The organism is Testudinibacter sp. 'clade 2', assembly GCF_006227735.1.
Classification (GTDB): Bacteria; Pseudomonadota; Gammaproteobacteria; order Enterobacterales; family Pasteurellaceae; genus Chelonobacter.
This window is the reverse complement of record NZ_VDHB01000020.1, coordinates 1-21,942: the sequence shown is the minus strand read 5'-3', so window position 1 is coordinate 21,942 and position 21,942 is coordinate 1. Positions and strand designations below refer to the sequence as shown.

General features: G+C 43.5%; 17 protein-coding genes. 11 read left to right on the top strand and 6 right to left on the bottom strand.

Annotated elements, in window-relative coordinates; all coding sequences use genetic code 11:
• Position 1: 1 nt before the first annotated feature.
• Both FHQ30_RS02645 and FHQ30_RS02640 read right to left on the bottom strand, forming a co-directional pair.
• On the bottom strand, positions 2-1,450 hold the full coding sequence (locus FHQ30_RS02645) for a mannitol dehydrogenase family protein (protein WP_139610702.1): 1,449 nt from the start codon (positions 1,448-1,450) through the stop codon (positions 2-4).
• 77 nt (positions 1,451-1,527) lie between these two features.
• Complete coding sequence (locus tag FHQ30_RS02640) at positions 1,528-2,523, bottom strand: TRAP transporter substrate-binding protein (protein ID WP_139610701.1); 996 nt, start codon at positions 2,521-2,523, stop codon at positions 1,528-1,530.
• Between the two features lie 247 nt (positions 2,524-2,770).
• Between FHQ30_RS02640 and FHQ30_RS02635 the strand changes: the two genes are divergently transcribed.
• Genes FHQ30_RS02635 through FHQ30_RS02610 form a run of 6 tightly spaced genes read left to right on the top strand, consistent with a single transcriptional unit; the run spans position 2,771 to position 9,844 of the window.
• Positions 2,771-3,247 carry a TRAP transporter small permease gene (locus tag FHQ30_RS02635; RefSeq protein WP_139610700.1) on the top strand — a complete coding sequence of 159 codons (477 nt, stop codon included), beginning with the start codon at positions 2,771-2,773 and terminating at the stop codon, positions 3,245-3,247.
• 25 nt (positions 3,248-3,272) lie between these two features.
• Positions 3,273-4,574 carry a TRAP transporter large permease gene (locus tag FHQ30_RS02630; protein WP_139610699.1) on the top strand — a complete coding sequence of 434 codons (1,302 nt, stop codon included), beginning with the start codon at positions 3,273-3,275 and terminating at the stop codon, positions 4,572-4,574.
• 17 nt (positions 4,575-4,591) lie between these two features.
• The gene (locus tag FHQ30_RS02625; RefSeq protein ID WP_139610698.1) at positions 4,592-6,970 is read left to right on the top strand and encodes a glycoside hydrolase family 31 protein; all 2,379 of its coding nucleotides are present in this window, start codon (positions 4,592-4,594) and stop codon (positions 6,968-6,970) included.
• Between the two features lie 11 nt (positions 6,971-6,981).
• Positions 6,982-7,731, top strand: a complete 750-nt coding sequence (locus FHQ30_RS02620; RefSeq protein WP_442805650.1) for an FCD domain-containing protein — start codon at positions 6,982-6,984, stop codon at positions 7,729-7,731.
• 19 nt (positions 7,732-7,750) lie between these two features.
• On the top strand, positions 7,751-8,935 hold the full coding sequence (gene uxuA, locus FHQ30_RS02615; RefSeq protein ID WP_139610696.1) for a mannonate dehydratase: 1,185 nt from the start codon (positions 7,751-7,753) through the stop codon (positions 8,933-8,935).
• 45 nt (positions 8,936-8,980) lie between these two features.
• Positions 8,981-9,844, top strand: coding sequence for a DMT family transporter (locus FHQ30_RS02610; RefSeq protein WP_139610695.1), 864 nt, complete (start codon positions 8,981-8,983; stop codon positions 9,842-9,844).
• Between the two features lie 81 nt (positions 9,845-9,925).
• Here FHQ30_RS02610 and FHQ30_RS02605 read toward each other — a convergent pair whose 3' ends face one another.
• From FHQ30_RS02605 to uxaC, 3 genes are read right to left on the bottom strand one after another with little or no spacing between them, the layout of a single operon-like run.
• Entirely contained in the window at positions 9,926-11,413 is a 1,488-nt protein-coding gene (locus FHQ30_RS02605) for a UxaA family hydrolase (RefSeq protein WP_139610694.1), read from the bottom strand.
• Positions 11,414-11,419: 6 nt separating this feature from the next.
• Positions 11,420-12,877, bottom strand: coding sequence for a tagaturonate reductase (locus tag FHQ30_RS02600; RefSeq protein WP_139610693.1), 1,458 nt, complete (start codon positions 12,875-12,877; stop codon positions 11,420-11,422).
• Positions 12,878-12,895: 18 nt separating this feature from the next.
• On the bottom strand, positions 12,896-14,308 hold the full coding sequence (uxaC, locus tag FHQ30_RS02595) for a glucuronate isomerase (protein WP_139610692.1): 1,413 nt from the start codon (positions 14,306-14,308) through the stop codon (positions 12,896-12,898).
• 217 nt (positions 14,309-14,525) lie between these two features.
• On the opposite strand from uxaC, the gene FHQ30_RS02590 reads away from it, so the two are divergent.
• From FHQ30_RS02590 to exuR, 4 genes are all read left to right on the top strand, one after another.
• A complete protein-coding gene (locus tag FHQ30_RS02590; protein ID WP_267963770.1) occupies positions 14,526-15,578 on the top strand; it encodes a TRAP transporter substrate-binding protein in 1,053 nt (350 codons plus the stop codon).
• 30 nt (positions 15,579-15,608) lie between these two features.
• Positions 15,609-16,109: a TRAP transporter small permease gene (locus FHQ30_RS02585; protein ID WP_139610691.1), complete on the top strand. Its 501-nt coding sequence runs from the start codon at positions 15,609-15,611 to the stop codon at positions 16,107-16,109.
• Positions 16,109-17,428: a TRAP transporter large permease gene (locus FHQ30_RS02580; protein WP_139610708.1), complete on the top strand. Its 1,320-nt coding sequence runs from the start codon at positions 16,109-16,111 to the stop codon at positions 17,426-17,428. The genes FHQ30_RS02585 and FHQ30_RS02580 overlap by 1 nt, the downstream gene beginning before the upstream one ends.
• Before the next feature lie 86 nt (positions 17,429-17,514).
• Positions 17,515-18,288, top strand: a complete 774-nt coding sequence (gene exuR, locus FHQ30_RS02575) for a transcriptional regulator ExuR (protein WP_139610690.1) — start codon at positions 17,515-17,517, stop codon at positions 18,286-18,288.
• 210 nt (positions 18,289-18,498) lie between these two features.
• On the opposite strand, the gene adhE is transcribed toward exuR, so the two are convergent.
• Positions 18,499-21,120 (bottom strand): bifunctional acetaldehyde-CoA/alcohol dehydrogenase, encoded by a 2,622-nt coding sequence (adhE, locus tag FHQ30_RS02570; RefSeq protein WP_139610689.1) that lies wholly within the window; start codon positions 21,118-21,120, stop codon positions 18,499-18,501.
• A 318-nt stretch (positions 21,121-21,438) separates the two neighbouring features.
• On the opposite strand from adhE, the gene rraB reads away from it, so the two are divergent.
• A complete protein-coding gene (rraB, locus tag FHQ30_RS02565; RefSeq protein ID WP_139610688.1) occupies positions 21,439-21,873 on the top strand; it encodes a ribonuclease E inhibitor RraB in 435 nt (144 codons plus the stop codon).
• Positions 21,874-21,942 lie beyond the last annotated feature (69 nt).

The following is a 21,942-nucleotide window of genomic DNA, read 5'->3' as shown; positions in this document are numbered from 1 at the left end:
ATTAATTAAGTTGTAAGTAGCGACTAACAGCTTGTTTTGCACCAAGATCTAATAACGTTTGATAAGCACGTTTGACTTCGCTGACAAAATAGGCATTATCACGCAGTGATGGCGGAAAAATACTGTCGATGGCCAGTAATTCGTCTACCACACGTACGTGCAAACCGCACTTTTGATAAATAGCATGGAATTTTTCACTGAGCGGATCTTTTACTTCAATCGGCTGTTGCTGCTCATCAACGCCGCTGACATAACGCATCCAAGCGGCAATGCCTAAGGTCAACAACGGGAAATTATGCTGATGTGTCAGGTGATACTGCACCGATTCCAACATACGCGGCGGCAGTTTTTGGCTGCCGTCCATTGCAATTTGCCAAGTGCGGTGCTTCAAACTTGGATTAGTGAAACGCTCAATCAGCAAATCGGCATAGCGAGGCAAATCGATTCCGTCCGGCATCGATAGCGTAGGCGCTTGTTCATTTAACATCAGTTTTAATGCTGCTTGGCGGTAATGTGGATCTTGCATGGTGTCGGAAATATGCTGATAACCGCCCAAATAACCGAGATACGCCAAGAAAGAGTGACTGCCGTTCAGCATGCGCAATTTCATCTGTTCAAACGGACGAACGTCTTTGACCAATTCGGCACCGACCGACTCCCACTGCGGACGACCGGCAACGAAATTATCTTCGATCACCCATTGTTTAAATTCCTCGCAGGCAATCGCGCAAGGATCGTAATAGCCTAAAACATCGGCGATTTCCTGCAACGTTTCTTCCGTAGCAGCTGGCACAATCCGATCCACCATGGTGCATGGGAAAGTAACCTTTTGCTCAATCCATTGCGCCAGCTCTGGATCAATTTGGTATGCCAATCCTAATACCGCACTTTTAGCAATATGGCCGTTTTCCATCACATTATCGCAAGACATCACGGTGAAAGGGGCAAGATTGCGCACTTTACGCCGTCTGAGCGCCTCAACAATATAACCGATAGCCGACGTCGGCTGCTGAGGATTGGCTAAATCTTTTAAAATCAGTGGATTATTTTGATCTAATTTTCCGGTCGCCAAATCAGTACAATAGCCTTTCTCGGTAACTGTTAAAGAAACAATTGCAATCTGAGGTTCTGCCATTTTTTCTAATACCGCTTCAATTCCCTCAACTCGTGCGTGCAGCGCTTCGCAAACCGAATTAATGATTTTTGCCGTATTGCTGCCGTTGCCTTTTTCCAGCACGCAATATTGTAAATCCTGCTTTTTCAGCAACTCAATCAGCTCCTCACCGCCGATAAGGTTCACTTCGGCATAGCCCCAATCACTATCGGAAATCCGCGCCAACTGATCGGCAAAAAGCGCCTGATGGGCACGATGAAAAGCGCCGAAACCGAGGTGGAGGATTTTTGGGGTGAGTTTGTTTTTATCATAGGTGGTTGGTTGAATAGTATCCATGGTATCTCCTTTCTCTCATTGCTTGATCAAAAGAGGATACCTCTGCCAGTATCCTCTTTGTTGCTGTTCCCGCTTAATTAGTTCGCCGGAGTGAGTGCATCAATTTTTTTAATATATTCGCCAATCGTCGGATCGGCTAACGCTTTATCGTGCATACTTTTTACGGCGTCAATAAACGGTTGTTTTTCAACTTCAATAAATTCCACGCCCATTTTATCCTTTGCTTCTTGTACGTTTTCCGCAATCATTTTGACCCACAAATCTTTGTGGTACATCATCGAATCGTCAGCTGCTTTTTTCAGTGCCGCTTGCTGTTCCGGCGTCAATTTCGCCCAGGCTTTTTCACCGATAACCAGCACATCCGGAATCATGGTATGCTCGTCTTGACTGTAATATTTCGCCACTTCTCCGTGACGCGCCAATGTTAGTGCCGTCGGATTGTTTTCGGCACCATCGACAACTTTTTGTTGTAAAGCGGTATATAACTCGCCATAAGCCAGCGGTGTCGGCGAAGCACCCATCAATTTAATCATCTCAACCGCACTTGGACTTGGCTGAACACGGATTTTCATTCCGACCAAGTCGGTAGGGGAAAGAATCGGTTTATTGGCATAGAAGCTGCGTGCTCCACCATCATAATAGGTTAGGCCAATGAAGCCTTTGCCTTGGGAAGAGGCCAGAATTTTTTGTCCGACTTCTTGATCGACTAAAACTCGGTAGTAGTGATCGACATTGCGGAATAAATACGGCAAGTTATAAGCACCGTATGAGGCTTCAAACGTTTCTAATTCACTGGCATTCGATTTTGCCATATCCAAAGAACCTGCTTGCAATAATTCCATTGACTCGCGTTGTGTACCGAGTTGGCTATTAGGATAAATACGGATAATCACTTCGCCATCGGTTAGTTTTTTTACTTCATCCGCCATATATTGCATCGAGATATGCACCGGATGGGTTTTGTCGTTGTTGTGACTTAATTTCAATGTTGTTTTCGCAGATACGCCGAAAGCAATCCCTGCCGATAAAAGCGTCGTTAAAGCACATGAAAGAAGCGTTTTTTTGATAAACATAAAAGAGTCTCCATTTGGTTACTGCTTAGAGTGTAGTTAGATGGATTTACCCACAATCCCAATATCTATCCCTTTGGTCGTGGTGGCTGGAATCTTACAAGGTATTTACTAGAGATCAAACCAATATAATCATATTGGTGAACCAGATCACAAAACAAACAATTAATAATTGCTCAACATTCAGTTTGATGTATATTTTGGCATGCCAATATGAACATCAACTCTACTTTAATGATTAAGGGATATCATGGCCAAATTCATCTCAATCATCGATAAAGCGTTATCCGCTTTATGTGTCACACTCAGTGTTTTTTTGGTTATTTGCGTTGTGTGGCAAGTTTTCTCTCGCTATGTTCTCAACCAACCTAGCACCTATACTGATGAAATAGCACGTTTTTTATTTATTTGGGTGGGACTAATCGGTGCCGCTTACGCCTTAGGACAAAAAAAGCATCTTGCAATCGATCTCCTGCTGACAAAATTAGAATCATCACCTAAAAAACAGAATTTTCTAAATCTGCTGATTAATATCATCAGCCTATTTTTCATCATTCTGATCATGTGCTACGGCGGCGGAAAATTGGTGTTGGATACGATGAGTGCCGGACAAATATCCCCGGTTTTGGGGATTCAAATGGGATGGGTTTACTTCGCCATTCCGCTTAGCGGTGCTTTTATGCTGATTTATCTCCTAAGAGACATTTCTAAAAAATTCACTCATTAAGCCTAGTTAATAAAAGGTAAATAATATGGAATGGTCAACCGTTATCGTACTTTGTTCAACATTCTTCTTCTTCCTCTTTCTCGGTGTACCGATCTCCTTTGCTATCGGTCTTTCCTCTTTAATCACTATCATGCTGTCGATTCCGTTTGATGCAGCAATTACCGTTATCTCACAAAAAATGGCATCAGGATTGGATAGCTTTTCATTGCTGGCGATTCCATTCTTCATTTTGGCCGGCAATATTATGAACCGTGGCGGGATTGCGCTCAGACTGATTGAATTTGCCAAGGTTATCGGCGGTCGTTTACCCGGTTCTTTAGCCCATGTCAACGTTTTGGCGAATATGATGTTCGGTTCTATTTCAGGTTCGGCGGTGGCATCGGCTGCGGCGGTAGGCGGAACTATGGCGCCGTTACAGAAAAAAGAAGGATATGATCCGGCATTTTCCGCTGCCGTCAATATCACATCATCGCCTACAGGATTGCTAATTCCACCGAGTAACACCTTTATCGTTTATTCCCTCATCTCCGGCGGCACGTCTATCGGCGCCCTATTCTTGGCCGGTTATATTCCCGGCATACTGATGGGATTATCCATCATGTTGGTGATTGGATTTATTGCAAAAAAAAGGAACTACCCGGTATCACCTAAACCAACGAAATCGGAAGCCATCAAAAAAACATTAGATGCTTTGCCAAGTCTCGGCTTAATCGTGGTAATCATGGGCGGAATTGTTAAAGGTATCTTCACCGCAACCGAAGCTTCGGCTTTTGCCGTGGTTTACACCTTGATTCTGGCGGTTATTTTTTATCGGGAAGTCTCTATCAAACAGTTACCACAAATTATTCTGGATTCTGTCGTAACCACATCAATTGTGCTGTTACTGATTGGGACTTCAATGGGTATGTCTTGGGCTATGGCAAATGCCGATATTCCTTACACCATCAGTGACGCTTTACTGACAGTCTCTGAAAACCCTATTGTTATCCTGCTAATTATCAATATTATTCTGTTGGTTGTCGGAGTATTTATGGATATGACCCCGGCACTGTTAATTTTTACCCCGATTTTCTTCCCAATTGTTACTGAATTAGGCATGGATCCTGTGCATTTCGGTATTTTAATGGCATTTAACCTATCAATCGGCATCTGCACCCCACCAGTCGGTAGTGCCTTGTTTATCGGTTGCTCAGTGGGTGGTATAAAAATTGATAAAGTTATCAAGCCGTTATTACCTTTTTATGCAGTATTAGTTATTGCGTTGATGCTAGTGACATTCGTTCCGGAATTAAGTTTAGCACTACCACGCTTTTTCTTAGGCTATTGATTAAACAGGATATCAACATGAAAATATTAAAAAATTGGGAATTCATTCATCAAGAAAATAATCGTATTGATATACAGTGTGATTATAGTTGGAAACTGCATATTTTTGTGCTTGAACAAGATATTTTTAGGGTTGCCTTTAGTCAAGATGACCATTTCCGCGTACCGCAAACTTGGGCAATTACCCCTAATCAAGCCGATATTGCTTGGCAAGGACGCGATCGTTGGTCTTTAGATGACTTTTCCCTACCGGAATATTCTGTTACAAAAACAGAAAATAGTCTTATTGTTGCCAGTGAAAAACTGCGTGTTATTGTACACCAGCCGCTCTGGTTAGAGTGGCAATACAACAATAACGGCACTTGGACGACATTTGTTGCCGATCGTAAAACCGGAGCCTATTTATTCGGTATTTCCAATGCACAAATTTCGCATTTTCTACAACGTGATGTTGCCGATCAGTATTATGGCTTGGGAGAAAAAGCGGGAAATTTAAATCGCCACGGCCGCCGTTTTGAAATGCGTAATCTTGATGCAATGGGCTATAATGCAGAAACAACCGATCCGCTGTATAAGCATATCCCTTTTTATATCACCCATACCGAAGAGCTAAGCTATGGATTATATTATGATAACTTAGCATCTTGTTGGTTCAGATTAGGCAGCGAAATTGATAACTACCATACTTATTACCGTAGCTATCAAGCTGAAGACGGCGATCTGGATTATTATATGATTCTGGGTCCTAAAATCCTTGATGTCACCAAAAAATATACCGCACTGACAGGCGGAACTATTTTCGAACCGAAATGGAGCTTGGGTTATAGCGGTTCAACCATGCACTATACTGACGCTCCGGATGCACAGGAACAGCTGAAAAAATTTGTCGATTTATGCGAGCAACACGCTATTCCGTGTGATTCTTTCCAATTATCATCTGGTTACACATCGATTGGTAATAAGCGCTATGTCTTTAACTGGAATTATGACAAAGTGCCACAACCAAAAGAGATGAGTGCTTATTTTCATCGTGCCGGGATGAAACTCGCAGCCAATATTAAACCTTGCCTGTTACATGATCATCCTAAGTACCATGAAGTTGCTCAGGCGGGGTTATTTATCCAAGACTCAGAATCGGAAAAACCAGAGGTTTCTGTTTTTTGGGATGACGAAGGCTCTCACCTCGATTTCACCAATCCCAATACCATTGACTGGTGGAAAACTAATGTTAAACAACAACTTCTAGAATATGGCATTGATTCCACCTGGAATGATAATAACGAATTTGAAGTGTGGGATAACCATGCAAAATGCCACTATTTTGGCAAAGGTCTGCCAATCAAGCTCATTCGCCCACTACAACCGCTATTAATGATGAAAGCCTCTTATGAAGCGCAAATAGAGTATGCCCCCAATATCCGCCCGTATCTTATTTCCCGTTCAGGCTCTCCCGGAATGAACCGCTATGTTCAAACCTGGTCAGGCGACAACCGCACTAGTTGGAACACGCTACGCTACAATATCAAAATGGGCTTGGGTATGAGCCTGTCCGGGCTGTATAACTTAGGACATGATGTCGGCGGATTTTCCGGCAATAAACCGGATCCAGAATTATTTGTACGTTGGGTACAAAACGGCGTGATGCACCCACGCTTTACCATTCATTCGTGGAATGACGACAAAACCGTCAATGAACCATGGATGTACCCCGAAATCACGCCGATTATCCGTGAAGCGATTAAATTGCGCTATCGACTGATGCCATATTTATATAACCTATTGTGGAAAGCCCACCATGAACATGAACCGATGTTGCGCCCGACGTTTCTCGATCACGACTGGGATAACAATACCTTTAAAGAAAATGACGATTATCTCTTGGGGCAAGATTTATTAGTCGCTTCCGTGGTTGAGCCTGGGCAAACAACCCGCCAAGTCTATTTACCGGATAATCAACACGGATGGTATGATTTTTATAGCCATCAATGGTTTGCCGGTAAACAAAGCATTATTGTAGATGCACCTTTAGAAAAAATCCCACTGTTTATCAAAGCCGGCAGTATTCTACCGTTATCCGGTAGCAGACTAAAAAACACACAACATGATAATCAACGCGAATTATTAATTATGCCGTTTTTGGATAAAGGTGAAACAACAATAACGCTATTTGATGATGACGGTGTCAGCTTTGATTATTTAAATCGCCAACATTTCAGCTTAAATCTGAATATGAAATGTACAGACAATAATATAGAATTAACTATAAATAAGCATGGCGATTTTATTCCGGAGTATACCGAAATAGTATTAACACTGCCTAGTGGGGAAAGCAGAAAATTAACTGTTAATGGCATTCCGGCAAATAAAATTAATATTTCCGATATCAAATCCAGTTAAAGGTATAAATAATGGAAAATGAACTACGTTCCTATAAAAAAATAGGACTACTATTAAAAGAACGACTTGCCGATGGTATATATAACATTGGCGATAGATTGCCAACCGAACGTGATTTTGCCGAAGAGTTCGGGGTCAGTCGAACAGTAATCAGGGAAGCACTGATTATGCTTGAACTAGAAAATCTTATTGATATCAAAAAAGGTTCTGGGGTTTACGTTACTTCGCTTCCCATGGCTGCCAATGATGAAAAAGAGGCTATTTTTTCTGATATCGGTCCCTTTGAACTATTGCAGGCTCGGCAGCTATTAGAAAGTAGCATCGCAGAATTTGCCGCTATTCAAGCCAGCAAAAAAGATATCGATAAACTGAAATCAATCTTAAACCAAGAGCGAAAAAGCTTACAGCTTGGTGAAGAAGACTATGTTGCTGATGAAGATTTTCATTCAACCATTGCAGAAATAACACAAAATGAAGTGTTAGTCAGAATGCAAAAAGATCTTTGGAAATACCGAACAGATAGTGAAATGTGGAAAGGACTGCATGCCCATATTCCTAATCAAAGTTACCGTTATTTATGGTTACAAGATCATGAAAATATCATTACGGCTATTCAGCGTAAAGATCCTGCTTTAGCAAGAAAGGCGATGTGGCAACATTTAGAAAATGTGAAACAAAAACTTTTCGAATTATCAGATGTAGAAGACCCTAATTTTGATGGTTATTTATTTAGCGTTAATCCGGTTATCGTCGGAATTTAATTTTTCATAGGAGCAAAAAATGGAACAAACATGGCGTTGGTACGGGCCGAAAGATCCGGTGTCATTGGCGGATATCCGTCAGGCAGGGGCGACGGGGATTGTGACCGCACTTCATCATATCCCGAACGGGCAAGTGTGGAGTATTGAGGAGATCGAGAAGCGTAAAAGTGAAATCGAACAAGCAGGCTTGGTTTGGTCGGTGGTGGAAAGCGTGCCGGTGCATGAGGAGATTAAAACCCAAACCGGGCAATATCTGCAATGGATTGAAAACTATCAGCAAACCCTGCGCAATTTGGCAAAGTGCGGTATTGATACCGTTTGTTATAATTTTATGCCGGTGTTGGATTGGACGCGCACCGATTTGGCATACCAATTGCCGGACGGTTCAAAAGCGTTGCGCTTTGATCAAAATGCGTTTGCCGCTTTTGAGTTGTATATTTTAAAACGTCCGGGTGCAAGCGAAACTTACAGCACCGCCGAACAGCAAGCAGCAAAAGCCTATTTTGATAAAATGAGCACACAAGATGTTCAGCAACTGACCAATAATATCATCGCTGGCTTACCGGGTGCAGAAGAGGGTTATACCCTTGCCGAGTTCCAGCAACAATTGGATCGCTATCAAGGCATCAGCAAGGAACAGTTCCGTCAGCATTTGGCATTCTTTTTACAAGAAATTATTCCGGTGGCGCAAGAAGTCGGGATCAAAATGGCGATTCACCCGGATGATCCGCCGCGCCCAATTTTAGGTTTGCCACGGATTGTTTCCACGATTGAAGATATGCAATGGTTTGTCGAAACCCAACCGCTGGCGGCAAACGGTTTCACTATGTGCACTGGCTCTTACGGCGTGCGTTCCGATAACGATTTGGTGCAAATGACCGAACGCTTTGCCGATCGGATCTATTTCGCCCACCTGCGCTCCACTTGCCGTGAGGAAAATCCGCTGACTTTCCACGAAGCGGCGCATTTAGAGGGCGATGTCGATATGTTTAATGTGGTCAAGGCCTTACTAAGCGAAGAATACAAACGCAAAGCCGCTGGCAATCAACGTTTGATTCCAATGCGTCCCGATCACGGCCATCAGATGCTAGACGATCTGCGCAAAAAAACCAATCCGGGCTATTCGGCTATCGGCCGTCTGAAAGGTTTGGCGGAATTTCGCGGACTGGAATTGGCGTTGAAGAAAGTCTATTTTAATCAATAAGATGAAAACGGGGGGCATTATCCCCCTTTATTATTGACTATCATCATGCAGCAGTATTTTGGACAGATTCTCATTTTTATTGTCACCCTAATCGGTGCATCGGGGTGGTTTTTGTCGAAAAATACGATTGCAGAAATGCCTTCCGTCGGCTTTATGGGACTGCGTTTTTTATTGGCAGCATTCATTTTTTTGCCTTTCGCCTATCGGTCATTATATCGTCTGACTAAAACACAAATTCTGAATGCAAGTGCGGTCGGGATAACATTAGCCCTCAATCTATTTTTATGGGTTCAAGGCATAACCTATAGTGATGACTTAGGTGAGGGCGCTTTTCTGGTCAGTTTGTCAATGTTGATTGCCCCGTTAATCTCTTGGTTGATTTTCAAACACCGCCCTTTGCCGGTATTCTGGCTTTCGATGCCGATTGCCCTAGTTGGTTTGTACTTACTTGCCATTGGACGCTATGGCGAATTGCGTTTTTCAAGCGGTAGTATCCTGTTTCTGCTCAGCTCCTTGTCCGCAGCGCTCTATTTTGTGCTGAACCACCAGTATGCCAAAAATATTCCGTCAGTAGCGCTAATAGTGATTCAATTCAGTATGGTAGGTATTTTATGCGGTGGCTATTCACTCACTTTTGAAGTTTGGCAGACCAATATTTCAAGCCAAACCTGGTTGTGGTTTGTTGCCAGTGTGCTGATTGCCAGCAACTTACGTTATTTTGTGCAAACACTCGGGCAGAAGCACTGCAATATTACAACCGCCGCAATTATTATGGTGCTGGAGCCGGTTTGGACATTAATCTTAAGCGTTTGGATAATGAACGAGCCGATGACGATACTGAAGTTACTCGGCTGTCTATTGATTCTGTGTGCTTTGCTAAGCTATCGTTTGAATATTGTCAGAAAATAATAGGGTCTGTTGATACAATTTCTTATCCATGTACAGCAATGCTGCACATGGATAACCTTATCAAATTCCCAAATTCACTAGCTATAAAGTCACACCACTTTTGAAAATCGCCAGTTCGCGGAAGTCATTAATCTCATTTTTTGTCGGTTGTCCGTTTACGGTATTGACCAGCAGATCAATGAAATTTTGCAACATTTGCGTCATGGATACCTCCTCCAATAATTGCCCCGCATTAAAATCTATCCAGTGTTTTTTACGTTGCGCCAACTCGCTGTTGGTGGCGATTTTCAGTGTCGGTACAAAACCACCGTAGGGCGTTCCGCGTCCGGTGGTAAACAACACGATATGGCAACCTGCTGCTGCTAATGCACTGGTTGCTACTGCATCATTGCCGGGTGCGCTCAGTAGGTTCAAGCCGGGGGTTTTTAAGCGTTCGCCGTATTTCAGCACATCAACCACTTGGCTATGTCCGGCTTTTTGGGTGCAGCCGAGCGATTTATCTTCCAGCGTAGTGATGCCGCCCTCTTTGTTGCCCGGCGATGGATTTTCATAAATCGGTTGCTGGTGCCGAATAAAATACTGTTTGAAATCATTGACCATCGCCACAGTTTTATTAAAAGTCTGCTCATCTCGGCAATGGCTCATTAGAATGCGTTCCGCACCGAACATTTCCGGTACTTCGGTCAACACCGTCGTGCCGCCGTGCGAGGTCAGATAATCCGAAAACAGCCCAAGCATCGGGTTGGCGGTGATGCCGGAAAAACCGTCGGAACCGCCACATTCCAGCCCGAATTTCACTTCGCTCAACTTGCCCACCTGCCGTTTATCCTGCACCATTTGCTGATACAATTGTTCGAGTAAGGCGACACTGGCATCAACTTCATCTTCCACTTTTTGCGACACCATAAATTTCACCCGCTGCGGATCATAATTACCCAGCGTTTGTTGAAATACATCGACTTGGTTATTTTCGCAGCCCAAACCGATCACCAACACCGCACCGGCGTTCGGGTGTTTGACCATATCCTGTAGAATTATTTTGGTATTTTCATGATCATCACCCAATTGCGAACACCCGTAGCTATGATTGAAAGTATACACACCGTCAATCGCCAATTCGGGGTGATTTTGTAAAAATTGCTTTTGGATCTGACGGGCAATACCGACCACGCAGCCCACCGTCGGCACGATCCACAATTCGTTACGAATGCCGACTTCGCCGTTTTTGCGACGGTATAAGCGCACTTTTCTGTCCTCCGCCTGCGCCGAAAGTGCGGTCGAAATCGGCTCGTATTGATAGTCGTTGATATCACGCAGACTGGTTTTGGTATTATGCACATGCACATGCTCGCCAAGCTCAATAGGTTGTGTGGCATGCCCAATCGGATAACCGTATTTGATCACCAAATCACCCGCGGCTATCGTTTGCAACGCTATTTTATGTCCGCGCGCGACCGCACTTTTAACCTTGAACACAGCGCCGTCCAAGTTAACCGTTTGCCCGGGAGATAAATCCTGCAAGGCGACCGCAACATTGTCCTGCGGATTAATTTTGATCAACTGTTTCATTATTATTTAATCCTTGCAATAAACCAGAAGTGCGGTGCGCATACCGTCAGTTAAAATCGCCTGCACCTGCTCGGTCAACTGCAACGTCAAGCCCGGCACTTCATTTAAATCCTGCTGCCAATGATCTTGTTGCCGCAGCACGTTACTGACCAGCTGCGCTACGGAAATCTGCTGCTGTTCAAGCTGTTGCCACCAAAGTACATAGTTATCCAACCAGAATTGATCGTCATTTAACGGGATCGCTTCGTCATGGCGCTTACCACGATAAAAGGCGATTAATGCCGCTAAGGCAAACGTCAAGCGCACCGGTAAACGATGGAATTTTTGGTGATAAGCCAATAACTGCGGCAAAATGCGAGTGACATATTTAGTCATACTGTTCAAGGAAATCGAAAGTAACTGATGTTTGATAAACGGATTGCGAAAGCGATTGATAACCGCCTCGGCAAACTGTTCCAGCTCGGCTTGCGGTAACGATAGCACCGGGATGATTTCCTGATGAATGGTTTGCTCCACAAACTCGCGTAATTGCGGATCTTCCATACTTTCGCCGACATAATCCATGCCCGCCAAATATGCCACCGGCACAAGTGCGGTATGCGCCCCGTTCAAAATCGCCACTTTACGTTCTTTATACGGTTTGATGTCGTCCACGACCAAAATATTCATCGCAACGTGATCTAAATTCAGCAGCTGTTTAACCGATTCCGGCCCTTGGATCACGAACAAGTAAAAATACTCGGCGGTATCCCAAAAGCTATCTTGATAGCCGAACTCCTGCTCAAGTGCTGTCACTTCACCACGCGGATAACCGGTGACAATCCGGTCAACCAGCGTTGAACAGAAGGTGTTGTACTGCTCAATCCATTGCGCAAAGTGCGGTGGCAACTGCCATTGCGCCGCATATTTCAGCACCATCTCCTTCAATTTTTCGCCGTTATAATCAATCAACTCGCACGGCAATAGCGTCCAGCCCTTATCCGGATCACCATTGAAATGAGTGAAACGTTCATACATTAAACGGGTCAATTTGGCCGGATAGCTACTCGGTGGTGCGTCACTGAATTGATCCTGTTGGTTATAACTAATTCCCGCTTCAGTGGTGTTGGAAAACACGAGTTGAATATTTTCATCACGGGCAAGTGCCAAATAATCGGCAAAATTTCGGTATATATTAATTTCATTATTGACCGAACGAATAACCCGCGCCTCTTTCACCGCCTCCCCCTGCTCGTTCAAGCCACGGATAATCGTGGTATAAAGCCCATCTTGGCTGTTCAAAGACGGCGGGAAATCGCTGTCAATCGGACGGACAACGGTAATTCCCGCATTTAATCCGGTTTTCTCATTCAGAATATCAATCTGCCAGTCGATAAACGCCCGCAAAAAGTTGCCTTCGCCAAATTGAATAATTTTAGTCGGGTATTGGGGGCCGGGGAAGTTTTGACGATTAAGTTGTTTCATTTCTTTTTCTTTCCTGTATTAATTTAATTCAATCGCAAAGTACTTCTTCGCATTATCAAAACAGATATTGGAAACCATGTTGCCGAGTAACGTCAAATCAGCAGGAGCTTCGCCATCTCTGACCCAGTGTCCGATCATCTGGCATAACAAGCGACGGAAATATTCGTGGCGAGTATAAGATAAAAAGCTACGGCTATCAGTCAACATACCGACAAAATGACTCAATAATCCAAGTTGGCTCAATTGGGTCATTTGGCGCAACATGCCGTCTTTTTGGTCATTAAACCACCAGCCTGAGCCGAACTGCATTTTGCCGGCAACACCGCCTTGCTGGAAATTGCCCAACATCGTGGCAATCACTTCGTTATCTCTAGGATTTAAGCAATACAGAATGGTTTTTGGTAATGCATCATTTTTGGCTTGTGCATTAAGCAGACTGGAAAGCGCTTGGGCAATAGGTTCGTCATTAATCGAATCAAATCCGGTATCCGGACCTAATTGTTTGAACATAAGACTATTATTGTTGCGCATAGCACCGATATGATATTGTTGCACCCATTCTCTACGAGAATATTCGCTGCTTAGGAATACCAATACTGCCGTTTTAAATTGGGCGACTTCTGGTTGAGTCAGCAATTGCCCAGCTAAACGTTTACTTAGAATAGCATTGAGAGTAGCTTCATCCGCTTCACCATAAAGCACAACATCCAAAGCGTGATCAGACACTTTGCAGCCGTGAGCTGCGAAATAATCCATCCGTTTTTTCAACGCATCGCAAAGTGCGGTAAAAGAACCGATATCCGTATCGGAAACCTGTGCCAGTTTTTCGATATAATCATTGAAGGTGTCTAATTCGATATTAAATGCTTTATCGGGACGCCAGCTTGGCGCTACTTTAATGTCAAAAGTGCGGTCTTCCGCAATGGTTTTATGATGTTGCAAATCATCAATCGGATCATCGGTTGTGCCAACGAATTTAACATTCATTTGCTGCATAATGCCCCTGGTTGAAAAGGGTTTTGTTGCCAACATTGCATTACAGCGATTCCAAATGTCATCAGCGGTATTGGCTGATAATAAAGTATCGGTAATCCCAAATGGACGCCTCAATTCTAAATGTGTCCAGTGGTAAAGCGGATTACCAATAGTGTGCGGTACGGTTTTTGCCCAAGCGATAAACTTGTCATAATCCGAGCTATCCCCGGTACATAATTGTTCACTGACTCCATGAGTCCGCATTGCCCGCCATTTATAGTGATCACCCTTCAACCAAATATCATACAAATTTTTAAATTGATAATCTATTGCAATTTGTTCTGGCGGAAGATGACAGTGGTAATCAAAAATTGGCTGGCTAATCGCATAGTCAAAGTAGAGTTTTTGTGAAAACTCAGTATCAAGCAGGAAGTTTTCCGTTAGAAAAGCGCTCATTGTTTATCCCCTTTTAATTAGACAGTAAATTTACTGCACGTTATATCACAACCATCTTGTTATACCAATAATAAAAATATATATTATCATTTTGTGTGATATCACTCACATTTATCAAAACAGGGAAATAACGCCAATGGTTTTTAGTGGTAAGATGCCGATGTCTTCAATTGGTAATACTGATTATTGCGACATTTCTTCAGGATAATCTCTTGAAATGGAATATAAATATTCTCTCTTACCAACATATATGACATCTTTCAAATCAATTAAGGAGATTCTGATGAAATTTAAACCGTTACTGGCCAGTCTGTGTGTAGCTTTACCTTTATTGGCAACCTCTGCAGAGGTTTTGGCTGCTCGGGTCACATTAAAATTGGCGCATAATTTGGATCAATCCCATGTTGTGCATCAAGCTCTGGATCAATTAGCAAAAGATTTAAAAGAAAAATCCAATGGTGAGCTCAATTTGAGAATTTACCCAAGCAGTCAAATGGGTGGTCCGCGCGAAACGATAGAGATGGTGCAAAATAAAGCATTAGATATGACGAAAGCCAGCGCCAGTGAGCTAGAGCCTTTTGTCAGTGAATTTGCGATTTTTAGCCTGCCTTACCTTTTCAGCGATGAAGAACACTTCAAACGTGTGCTGTTTGGACCAATTGGAGAGCAAATTACGGCAAAATCGCAAGACAGCGGTTTTAAAATTATCGCATCTTATGTTGCCGGTACGCGTAGCTTCTATGCCAAAAAACCAATTCATTCCCCGGCGGATCTAAAAGGCATGAAAATTCGGGTTGTTCCGACACCAACTACTAATAAATCAATGGAACTCTTGGGTGCTTCACCGGTGCCTATTCCATTTGGAGAAGTCTATACCGCAATCCAACAAGGTGTGATCGATGGAGCAGAAAACAATATTCCGTCTTACTACCAAACCCGCCATGTTGAAGTTGCCAAATTTTATTCACAAGATGAACGGGTCAGCGTGCCGGACTATTTAGTCATTGCCAATAGCACTTGGAATAAACTAAGCCCGGAACAACAAACACTGCTGATGCAAGCGGCAAAAGACTCTGAAATTTTGCAACAAAAATTATGGGACGAAGAAGTAATTCGCTCTAAAACAGAATCTGAAAAATTAGGAGCAACCTTCATCGAAGTGGACAAACAGCCTTTCCGTGATGCCTTAGCACCAATTTACGATGATTTTGCTAAAGATCCTAATTTATCAACACTAATGGAAGCGATTAAAGCCGAAGAAGCTAAATAACTTTTTCATACCAGTAAAAAGGGCACTCATATGCAAATCGAGAAAATAAAAAAACCGATAGACTTGTTTATTTCAAGCTTTTCTATTGTGGTCATGGCGTTATTGGTCATTTGTGTTAGTTGGCAGGTTTTTAGCCGCTATGTATTACAAACACCCAGTACGGTAACAGATGAAATAGCCCGCTTCAGTATGATTTGGGTCGGATTGTTAGGCGCCGCTTATACGGTCGGTGTGCAACGTCACCTGTCTATCGATCTGTTTACTCACAATCTAAGCGGCAAAAAGAAACAATTAAGCAATATTGTGATTAATATTTTTATTTTTCTATTTGCATTGAGTGTCATGGTATATGGCGGAGGCACATTGGTTTCCAAAGTGTATGCTTCGGGACAAATTTCTCCCTCGATGCAATTGCCAATGGCTTATGTTTATATTGCTTTGCCTTTAAGCGGAATCTTGATGATGTTTTATAGTCTATTGTTTACCTGCGATAACATAACGAAACTAAATAGTACGAAAGGAGAGAAATGATGGAATGGTTAACGTCTTGGGAGTGGTTTATACCAATGATAATGCTGTTATCATTTATCATCTTGGTTTTCATCGGCGTACCGATCTCCTTCTCCATTGGTATTTCAACTATTGTTACCGGCAGTTTAATGTTGCCCGTCGATGTGACGGTAATTACCGCAGGTCAAAAAATCGCTACTGGCTTGGACAGCTTCTCTTTATTGGCTATTCCGTTTTTTATTCTTGCCGGTTCCATGATGAACAGCGGTGGCATTGCAATTCGGTTAATCAATTTCTCTCAAGTATTGGTCGGCCGCGTTCCCGGCTCACTTGGCCATGTTAATGTGATGGCAAATATGATGTTCGGTTCCATTTCCGGCTCTGCTGTGGCAGCCGCAGCGGCGGTAGGCGGAACCATGGCACCGATTCAGAAAAAAGCCGGTTATGATCCCGCCTATTCGGCTGCGATTAATGTCACCTCTTGCATTTCAGGTTTGTTAATTCCGCCATCAAACGTCATGATTGTTTATGCCTTAACCGCCGGCGGAATTTCTGTTGCCACCTTATTTATGGCAGGTTATTTACCGGGTTTCCTGATGGGTTTTGGAATTATGTTGGTTAACTATGTTTTGGCTAAAAAACGTAATTATCTGCTTTTGGAAAAACCGACATTAGCCCTGTTTATTAAGTATATGTTAGATGCGATACCAAGTTTGTTGATGGTTGTCGTGGTCATCGGCGGAATCTTGGGCGGGATTTTTACTGCAACAGAAGCCTCTGCCATCGCAGTTGTCTATACTTTTGTTTTATCCGTATTGATTTATCGCGAAATTAAACTGAAAGATTTGCCATCGATTATCTTAGATGCGGTGATCACAACTTCTATTGTTTTATTCTTGGTTGGAGTATCGGTATCAATGTCTTGGATTATGACTAATGCTGACATCCCTTATATGATCAATGATTTACTGATCAGCATTTCAGATAACTTGATTGTCATTCTGTTAATTATCAACATCATCTTACTGATGATCGGGATATTCATGGATATGACCCCGGCTGTACTGATTTTTACTCCGATTTTCTTACCAATCGTTACAGAGATGGGAATGGATCCGGTACATTTTGGGATTATGATGATTTTTAATCTCTGTATCGGGTTATGTACCCCACCTGTCGGTAGTGCACTGTTTGTTGGCTGTTCGGTTTCCGGCGTGAAACTACAAAATCTGATTAAACCAATGCTGCCATTCTTCGCAGTCTTGCTGATCTCTTTATTCTTAGTGACCTATATTCCAGATATTTCATTGGTATTACCTAAGCTGCTTGGAATGATGTAGAATACAAAAAGTATTATAAGTATCTCATGTCTACAATAGAGGTACTTTTAATTTGTATAATATATTCCAGTCGAAAGGAACAAAAAATGGAATGGGTTGAGAATCAAAGGCTATATCAACAGCTGGCTCAGGTGTTAAAAACCAGAATCGAAACCGGAGTTTATCCGGTGGGCGACAAATTGCCGCCGGAACGTTCGATTGTCGAAGAAATGAATGTCAGTCGAACCGTTGTCAGAGAAGCGATTATTTCGTTGGAAGTCGAGGGGTATGTTGAAGTCAGAAAAGGATCTGGGATTCATGTTATCTCCAACAAACCTGATGATGTTATCTTGCCGGGAAAAGGGCTAGAGTTTGCAACTTGCGGACCATTTGAATTATTACAGGCAAGACAGCTGATCGAAAGTAATATTGCCGAATTTGCAGCAACACAGGTCACTAAAGAGGATATGGTCGCATTACTGGAAATTCAAAAAAATGCCCGTCAGGAAGACCGCTTTAGAGACTCTGAATGGGATTTGGCATTTCATACTCGTATTGCCAAAATCACCCGCAATTCATCATTAGTCACCATCGTTCAAGAGATGTGGCGGCAAAGAACACTAAATCCATATTGGCTAAAATTACATGAACATATTGATGCCCGCTCAATCGACAGTTGGTGTGATGAACATGACAAGATTCTGGATGCCCTAATGCGTAAAGATGCAGAAGCCGCCAAAATGGCAATGTGGCAACACTTGGAGAATACTAAGCAAATGTTGTTTAACGGTGCAAATGATGATTTTGAGATAAGTATGGATCACTTCATGTTCTCCGACAATCCGGTTATCCATCTGAATCCCAATATCAAACATAAGTAGTCTATTAAAGTGCGGTTATAAAAATAGTGAATAATAATACGTTACTATTGACCCAATTTCTCGGGTTAATCAGTTTTGTACTGGGGATTTTAGCGTTTTATCAAAAAACGCATAATTGATAATATAACCACTAAAAAAACCGCACTTCACCAGTCTCATCAGACTAACAAAGTGCGGTTTTGTTTATTGAGCAAAAACTAACGTATTGTCTTATTTATCACCATAAAACGCTTTGGTTAAGATTTGCTCCATATCTTCCACCATCGGCAAGCGTGGGTTGGCTGGGGAGCATTGGTCTTCAAATGCCAACAGGGCGATATCACGACGGCTGTCCATCCATTCTTGCTCATTTAAGCCTTGCTCTTTGAACGACATTTTGATGCCGACTTTTTGTGCCAAATCAGAACACGCTTGGGCAAAGGACTCGACACCTTCCGCTGCCGTTGTGCTAGGCAAGCCTAACATTTTGGCGATTTCTTGGTATTTCACGTCAGCTTTGTAGTAGTTATACTTCGGCCAAGTGGCGGTTTTTTGCGGGCGAGTGCCGTTGTAACGGATCACATGCGGCATCAAAATCGCGTTGGTGCGACCGTGCGGGGTGTGGAAACGGCCACCGATTTTGTGCGCCATCGAGTGATTCATGCCCAAGAACGCATTGGCAAATGCCATACCGGCAATGGTTGAGGCGTTGTGCATTTTTTCACGCGCTTCCGGATCGGAGGCGCCGTTTTTCACCGAGCGTTCTAGATATTCAAACACCAGTTTAATCGCTTGCAGTGCCAAACCGTCGGTGAAGTCGTTCGCCAAGGTGGAAACATAGGCTTCGGTGGCGTGGGTCAACACGTCCAAACCGGTGTCGGCAGTCACATGTGCCGGCACACTCATGGTGAATGACGGATCGACAATCGCAATCGTCGGAGTCAACGAATAATCCGCAATCGGGTATTTTTTATCGCCTTCGGTGATCACCGCAAACGGGGTCACTTCAGAACCGGTGCCGGAGGTGGTCGGGATGCCGATAAATTTCGCTTTGCGGCCCAATTGTGGGAATTTGAACGCCCGTTTGCGGATATCCATAAATTTTTGTACCAAATCACGGAAATCCACTTCCGGTTGTTCATAGAACAGCCACATCACTTTTGCCGCATCCATTGCCGAGCCACCGCCCAATGCAATGATGGTGTCCGGTTGGTAGTTACGCAACAATTCGGTGCCGCGACGCACGGTTTCGATGCTCGGATCCGGCTCAACATCGGCAAACAGTTGATAAGTGACATGATTGCCGCGAGTGGTCAATTGGTGCGCAATTTTTTCCACAAAGCCCAAATCGACCATTGTGCGGTCAGTGACGATCACCACGCGCTCCACACCTTTCATTGATTGTAAATATTGAATAGAGTCACGTTCAAAGTAGATTTTTGAAGGCACTTTAAACCACTGCATATTATTTCTCCGTCTGCCCACGCGTTTGATGTTTAACAAATTGACCGCACTGACATTGTTGCCGACGGAATTTTTACCATAAGAACCACAACCTAACGTCAGGGAAGGCAGGAAGGAGTTGTACACATCGCCGATGCCGCCGAAAGTGGACGGTGAATTCCAAATCACCCGAATCGCTTTCACTCGTTCACCGTATTCTTTGGCGATCTTGGCATCTTTGGTATGAATGGCGGCGGAGTGGCCCAAACCGTGGAAATTGACCATTTGTTCTGAGAGTTCAAAACCTTTTTCGGTTGAATCGGATTTTAAAATTGCCAACACCGGCGACAGTTTTTCACGGGTCAGCGGCTCTTTTTCCCCGACGAAAGCACATTCAGCCGCCAGAATATTGGTTTTTTCCGGCACGTTGAAACCGGCTTGTTGTGCGATCCAGAAAGCGGATTTGCCCACTACATTCGGGTTCAATTTGGCACCGGAGCAGTTGCTGCTGTTGGCTTTCACGCCGAAAATAAATTCTTCCAACAGGGCTTTCTCTTTTTTATTGACGAAATACACGCCGTAAGATTTCATCTCGGCGACAAATTCGTCATACACTTCTTTATCCACAATCGCTGCTTGTTCACTGGCACAGATCATGCCGTTATCGAACGATTTTGACATCACAATATCGTGAGTCGCTTGTTTGATGTCAGCGGTTTTTTCCACATAGGCCGGCACGTTGCCTGCGCCGACGCCCAGCGCGGGTTTGCCACAAGAGTAAGCCGCTTCCACCATTGCATTACCACCGGTGGCTAAAATAGTGGCAATGCCCGGGTGTTTCATCAATGCTGCTGTACCTTCCATTGACGGTTTTTCAATCCATTGCACACAATGTTTTGGCGCACCGGCAGCGACTGCTGCTTCATACACCACACGCGCCGCATGGGCAGAACATTGTTGTGCCGACGGGTGGAATGCAAATACAATCGGGTTACGGGTTTTCAACGCGATTAACGCCTTGAAAATCGCAGTTGAGGTCGGATTGGTAGTCGGGGTAATTCCGCAAACCACTCCAACTGGATCGGCAATTTCGGTGATCCCGGTGACATCATCATCACTGATCACGCCGACGGTTTTCAAACGGCGCATATTGTTAACAACATATTCGCAGGCGAACAAATTTTTAGTGGCTTTGTCTTCAAACACACCTCGGCCGGTCTCTTCCACCGCATGCAGCGCCAGCACGCCGTGCTGATCCAGTGCGGCAACTGAGGCTTTCGCCACAATATAGTCCACTTGCTCCTGATTCAGCTTGCGAAACTCTTCAAGGGCAACCAGACCGTTTTCAACCAAATGATTGACTTCCGCCTGTGCCGGACTGACAGCAACATCCGCTGTTGTTTTGCTCATAGTGATTTCTCCTAAAGTTAATAAATTAAAAAATTTTCTGGGAAAAATTATAGGCGCTTGAAGCAAATATTTAAGCGTTATTTACCTCTAAAGAGTGATCTAGATCACGCTTTGTGCAAACTCGAATTAAATCTTAACAACTGGATAACTGTTTTTTAAAAAGTGGTTGTTTAAAAAGGCGATTATCTAAAAAACGGTTTAAAACCACACTTTGCTTTCCGCCGCTACATCAACAGCCTCTAAAATTCCATTGTGCTATTTGTAGCCGAGCCTTACAATGAAAACGGTAAATTCAACTGCACATTTAAAGGAAAGGCCATGAAACCGAGTAAAGCCGAACGATTACAAGAAACTCAAGAGATTATCCAAGATTTGCTGGACGACGGTAGCGATCCGCAAGCGCTATACATCATCGAGCACCACGTCTCGCATCGTGATTTCGATAAGCTGGAAAAAATCGCGGTTGACGCATTCAAAGCCGGTTACGAAGTATCCGAAGCTGAAGAGCTAGAAGATGAAGACGGGCATGATATTTTCTGCTGTGACATCATCAGCGAAATCGAATTAAAAGCCGAATTAATCAGCGCGCAACAAGACGAACTGATTCCCCTGATCGAAAAACACGGCGGTCTTTATGACGGCTGGGGAACTTATTTTGAAGACCCAAATGCCGATGAAGACGAATACGGCGACGACGGTGAGTTTTTCGATGAAGATGAGGATTATGACGATGAAGAAGATACTCGTCACTAACCGCACTTTTCACTTCACATTACGCTGATTTATCAATCGCAGCCCTCTTGGGCTCAGACTGCTGACAAA

What these genes read in the sequence shown, in the direction of transcription:
- FHQ30_RS02580 (WP_139610708.1), top strand. Translation starts at nt 16,109, where the DNA reads ATGGAATGGTTAACGTCTTGGGAGTGGTTTATACCAATGATAATGCTG.
- FHQ30_RS02625 (WP_139610698.1), top strand. Translation starts at nt 4,592, where the DNA reads ATGAAAATATTAAAAAATTGGGAATTCATTCATCAAGAAAATAATCGT.
- adhE (WP_139610689.1), bottom strand. Translation starts at nt 21,120, where the DNA reads ATGAGCAAAACAACAGCGGATGTTGCTGTCAGTCCGGCACAGGCGGAA.
- uxuA (WP_139610696.1), top strand. Translation starts at nt 7,751, where the DNA reads ATGGAACAAACATGGCGTTGGTACGGGCCGAAAGATCCGGTGTCATTG.
- FHQ30_RS02605 (WP_139610694.1), bottom strand. Translation starts at nt 11,413, where the DNA reads ATGAAACAGTTGATCAAAATTAATCCGCAGGACAATGTTGCGGTCGCC.
- FHQ30_RS02645 (WP_139610702.1), bottom strand. Translation starts at nt 1,450, where the DNA reads ATGGATACTATTCAACCAACCACCTATGATAAAAACAAACTCACCCCA.
- FHQ30_RS02620 (WP_442805650.1), top strand. Translation starts at nt 6,982, where the DNA reads ATGGAAAATGAACTACGTTCCTATAAAAAAATAGGACTACTATTAAAA.
- exuR (WP_139610690.1), top strand. Translation starts at nt 17,515, where the DNA reads ATGGAATGGGTTGAGAATCAAAGGCTATATCAACAGCTGGCTCAGGTG.
- uxaC (WP_139610692.1), bottom strand. Translation starts at nt 14,308, where the DNA reads ATGAGCGCTTTTCTAACGGAAAACTTCCTGCTTGATACTGAGTTTTCA.
- FHQ30_RS02640 (WP_139610701.1), bottom strand. Translation starts at nt 2,523, where the DNA reads ATGTTTATCAAAAAAACGCTTCTTTCATGTGCTTTAACGACGCTTTTA.
- FHQ30_RS02600 (WP_139610693.1), bottom strand. Translation starts at nt 12,877, where the DNA reads ATGAAACAACTTAATCGTCAAAACTTCCCCGGCCCCCAATACCCGACT.
- FHQ30_RS02610 (WP_139610695.1), top strand. Translation starts at nt 8,981, where the DNA reads ATGCAGCAGTATTTTGGACAGATTCTCATTTTTATTGTCACCCTAATC.
- FHQ30_RS02635 (WP_139610700.1), top strand. Translation starts at nt 2,771, where the DNA reads ATGGCCAAATTCATCTCAATCATCGATAAAGCGTTATCCGCTTTATGT.
- rraB (WP_139610688.1), top strand. Translation starts at nt 21,439, where the DNA reads ATGAAACCGAGTAAAGCCGAACGATTACAAGAAACTCAAGAGATTATC.
- FHQ30_RS02585 (WP_139610691.1), top strand. Translation starts at nt 15,609, where the DNA reads ATGCAAATCGAGAAAATAAAAAAACCGATAGACTTGTTTATTTCAAGC.
- FHQ30_RS02590 (WP_267963770.1), top strand. Translation starts at nt 14,526, where the DNA reads ATGGAATATAAATATTCTCTCTTACCAACATATATGACATCTTTCAAA.
- FHQ30_RS02630 (WP_139610699.1), top strand. Translation starts at nt 3,273, where the DNA reads ATGGAATGGTCAACCGTTATCGTACTTTGTTCAACATTCTTCTTCTTC.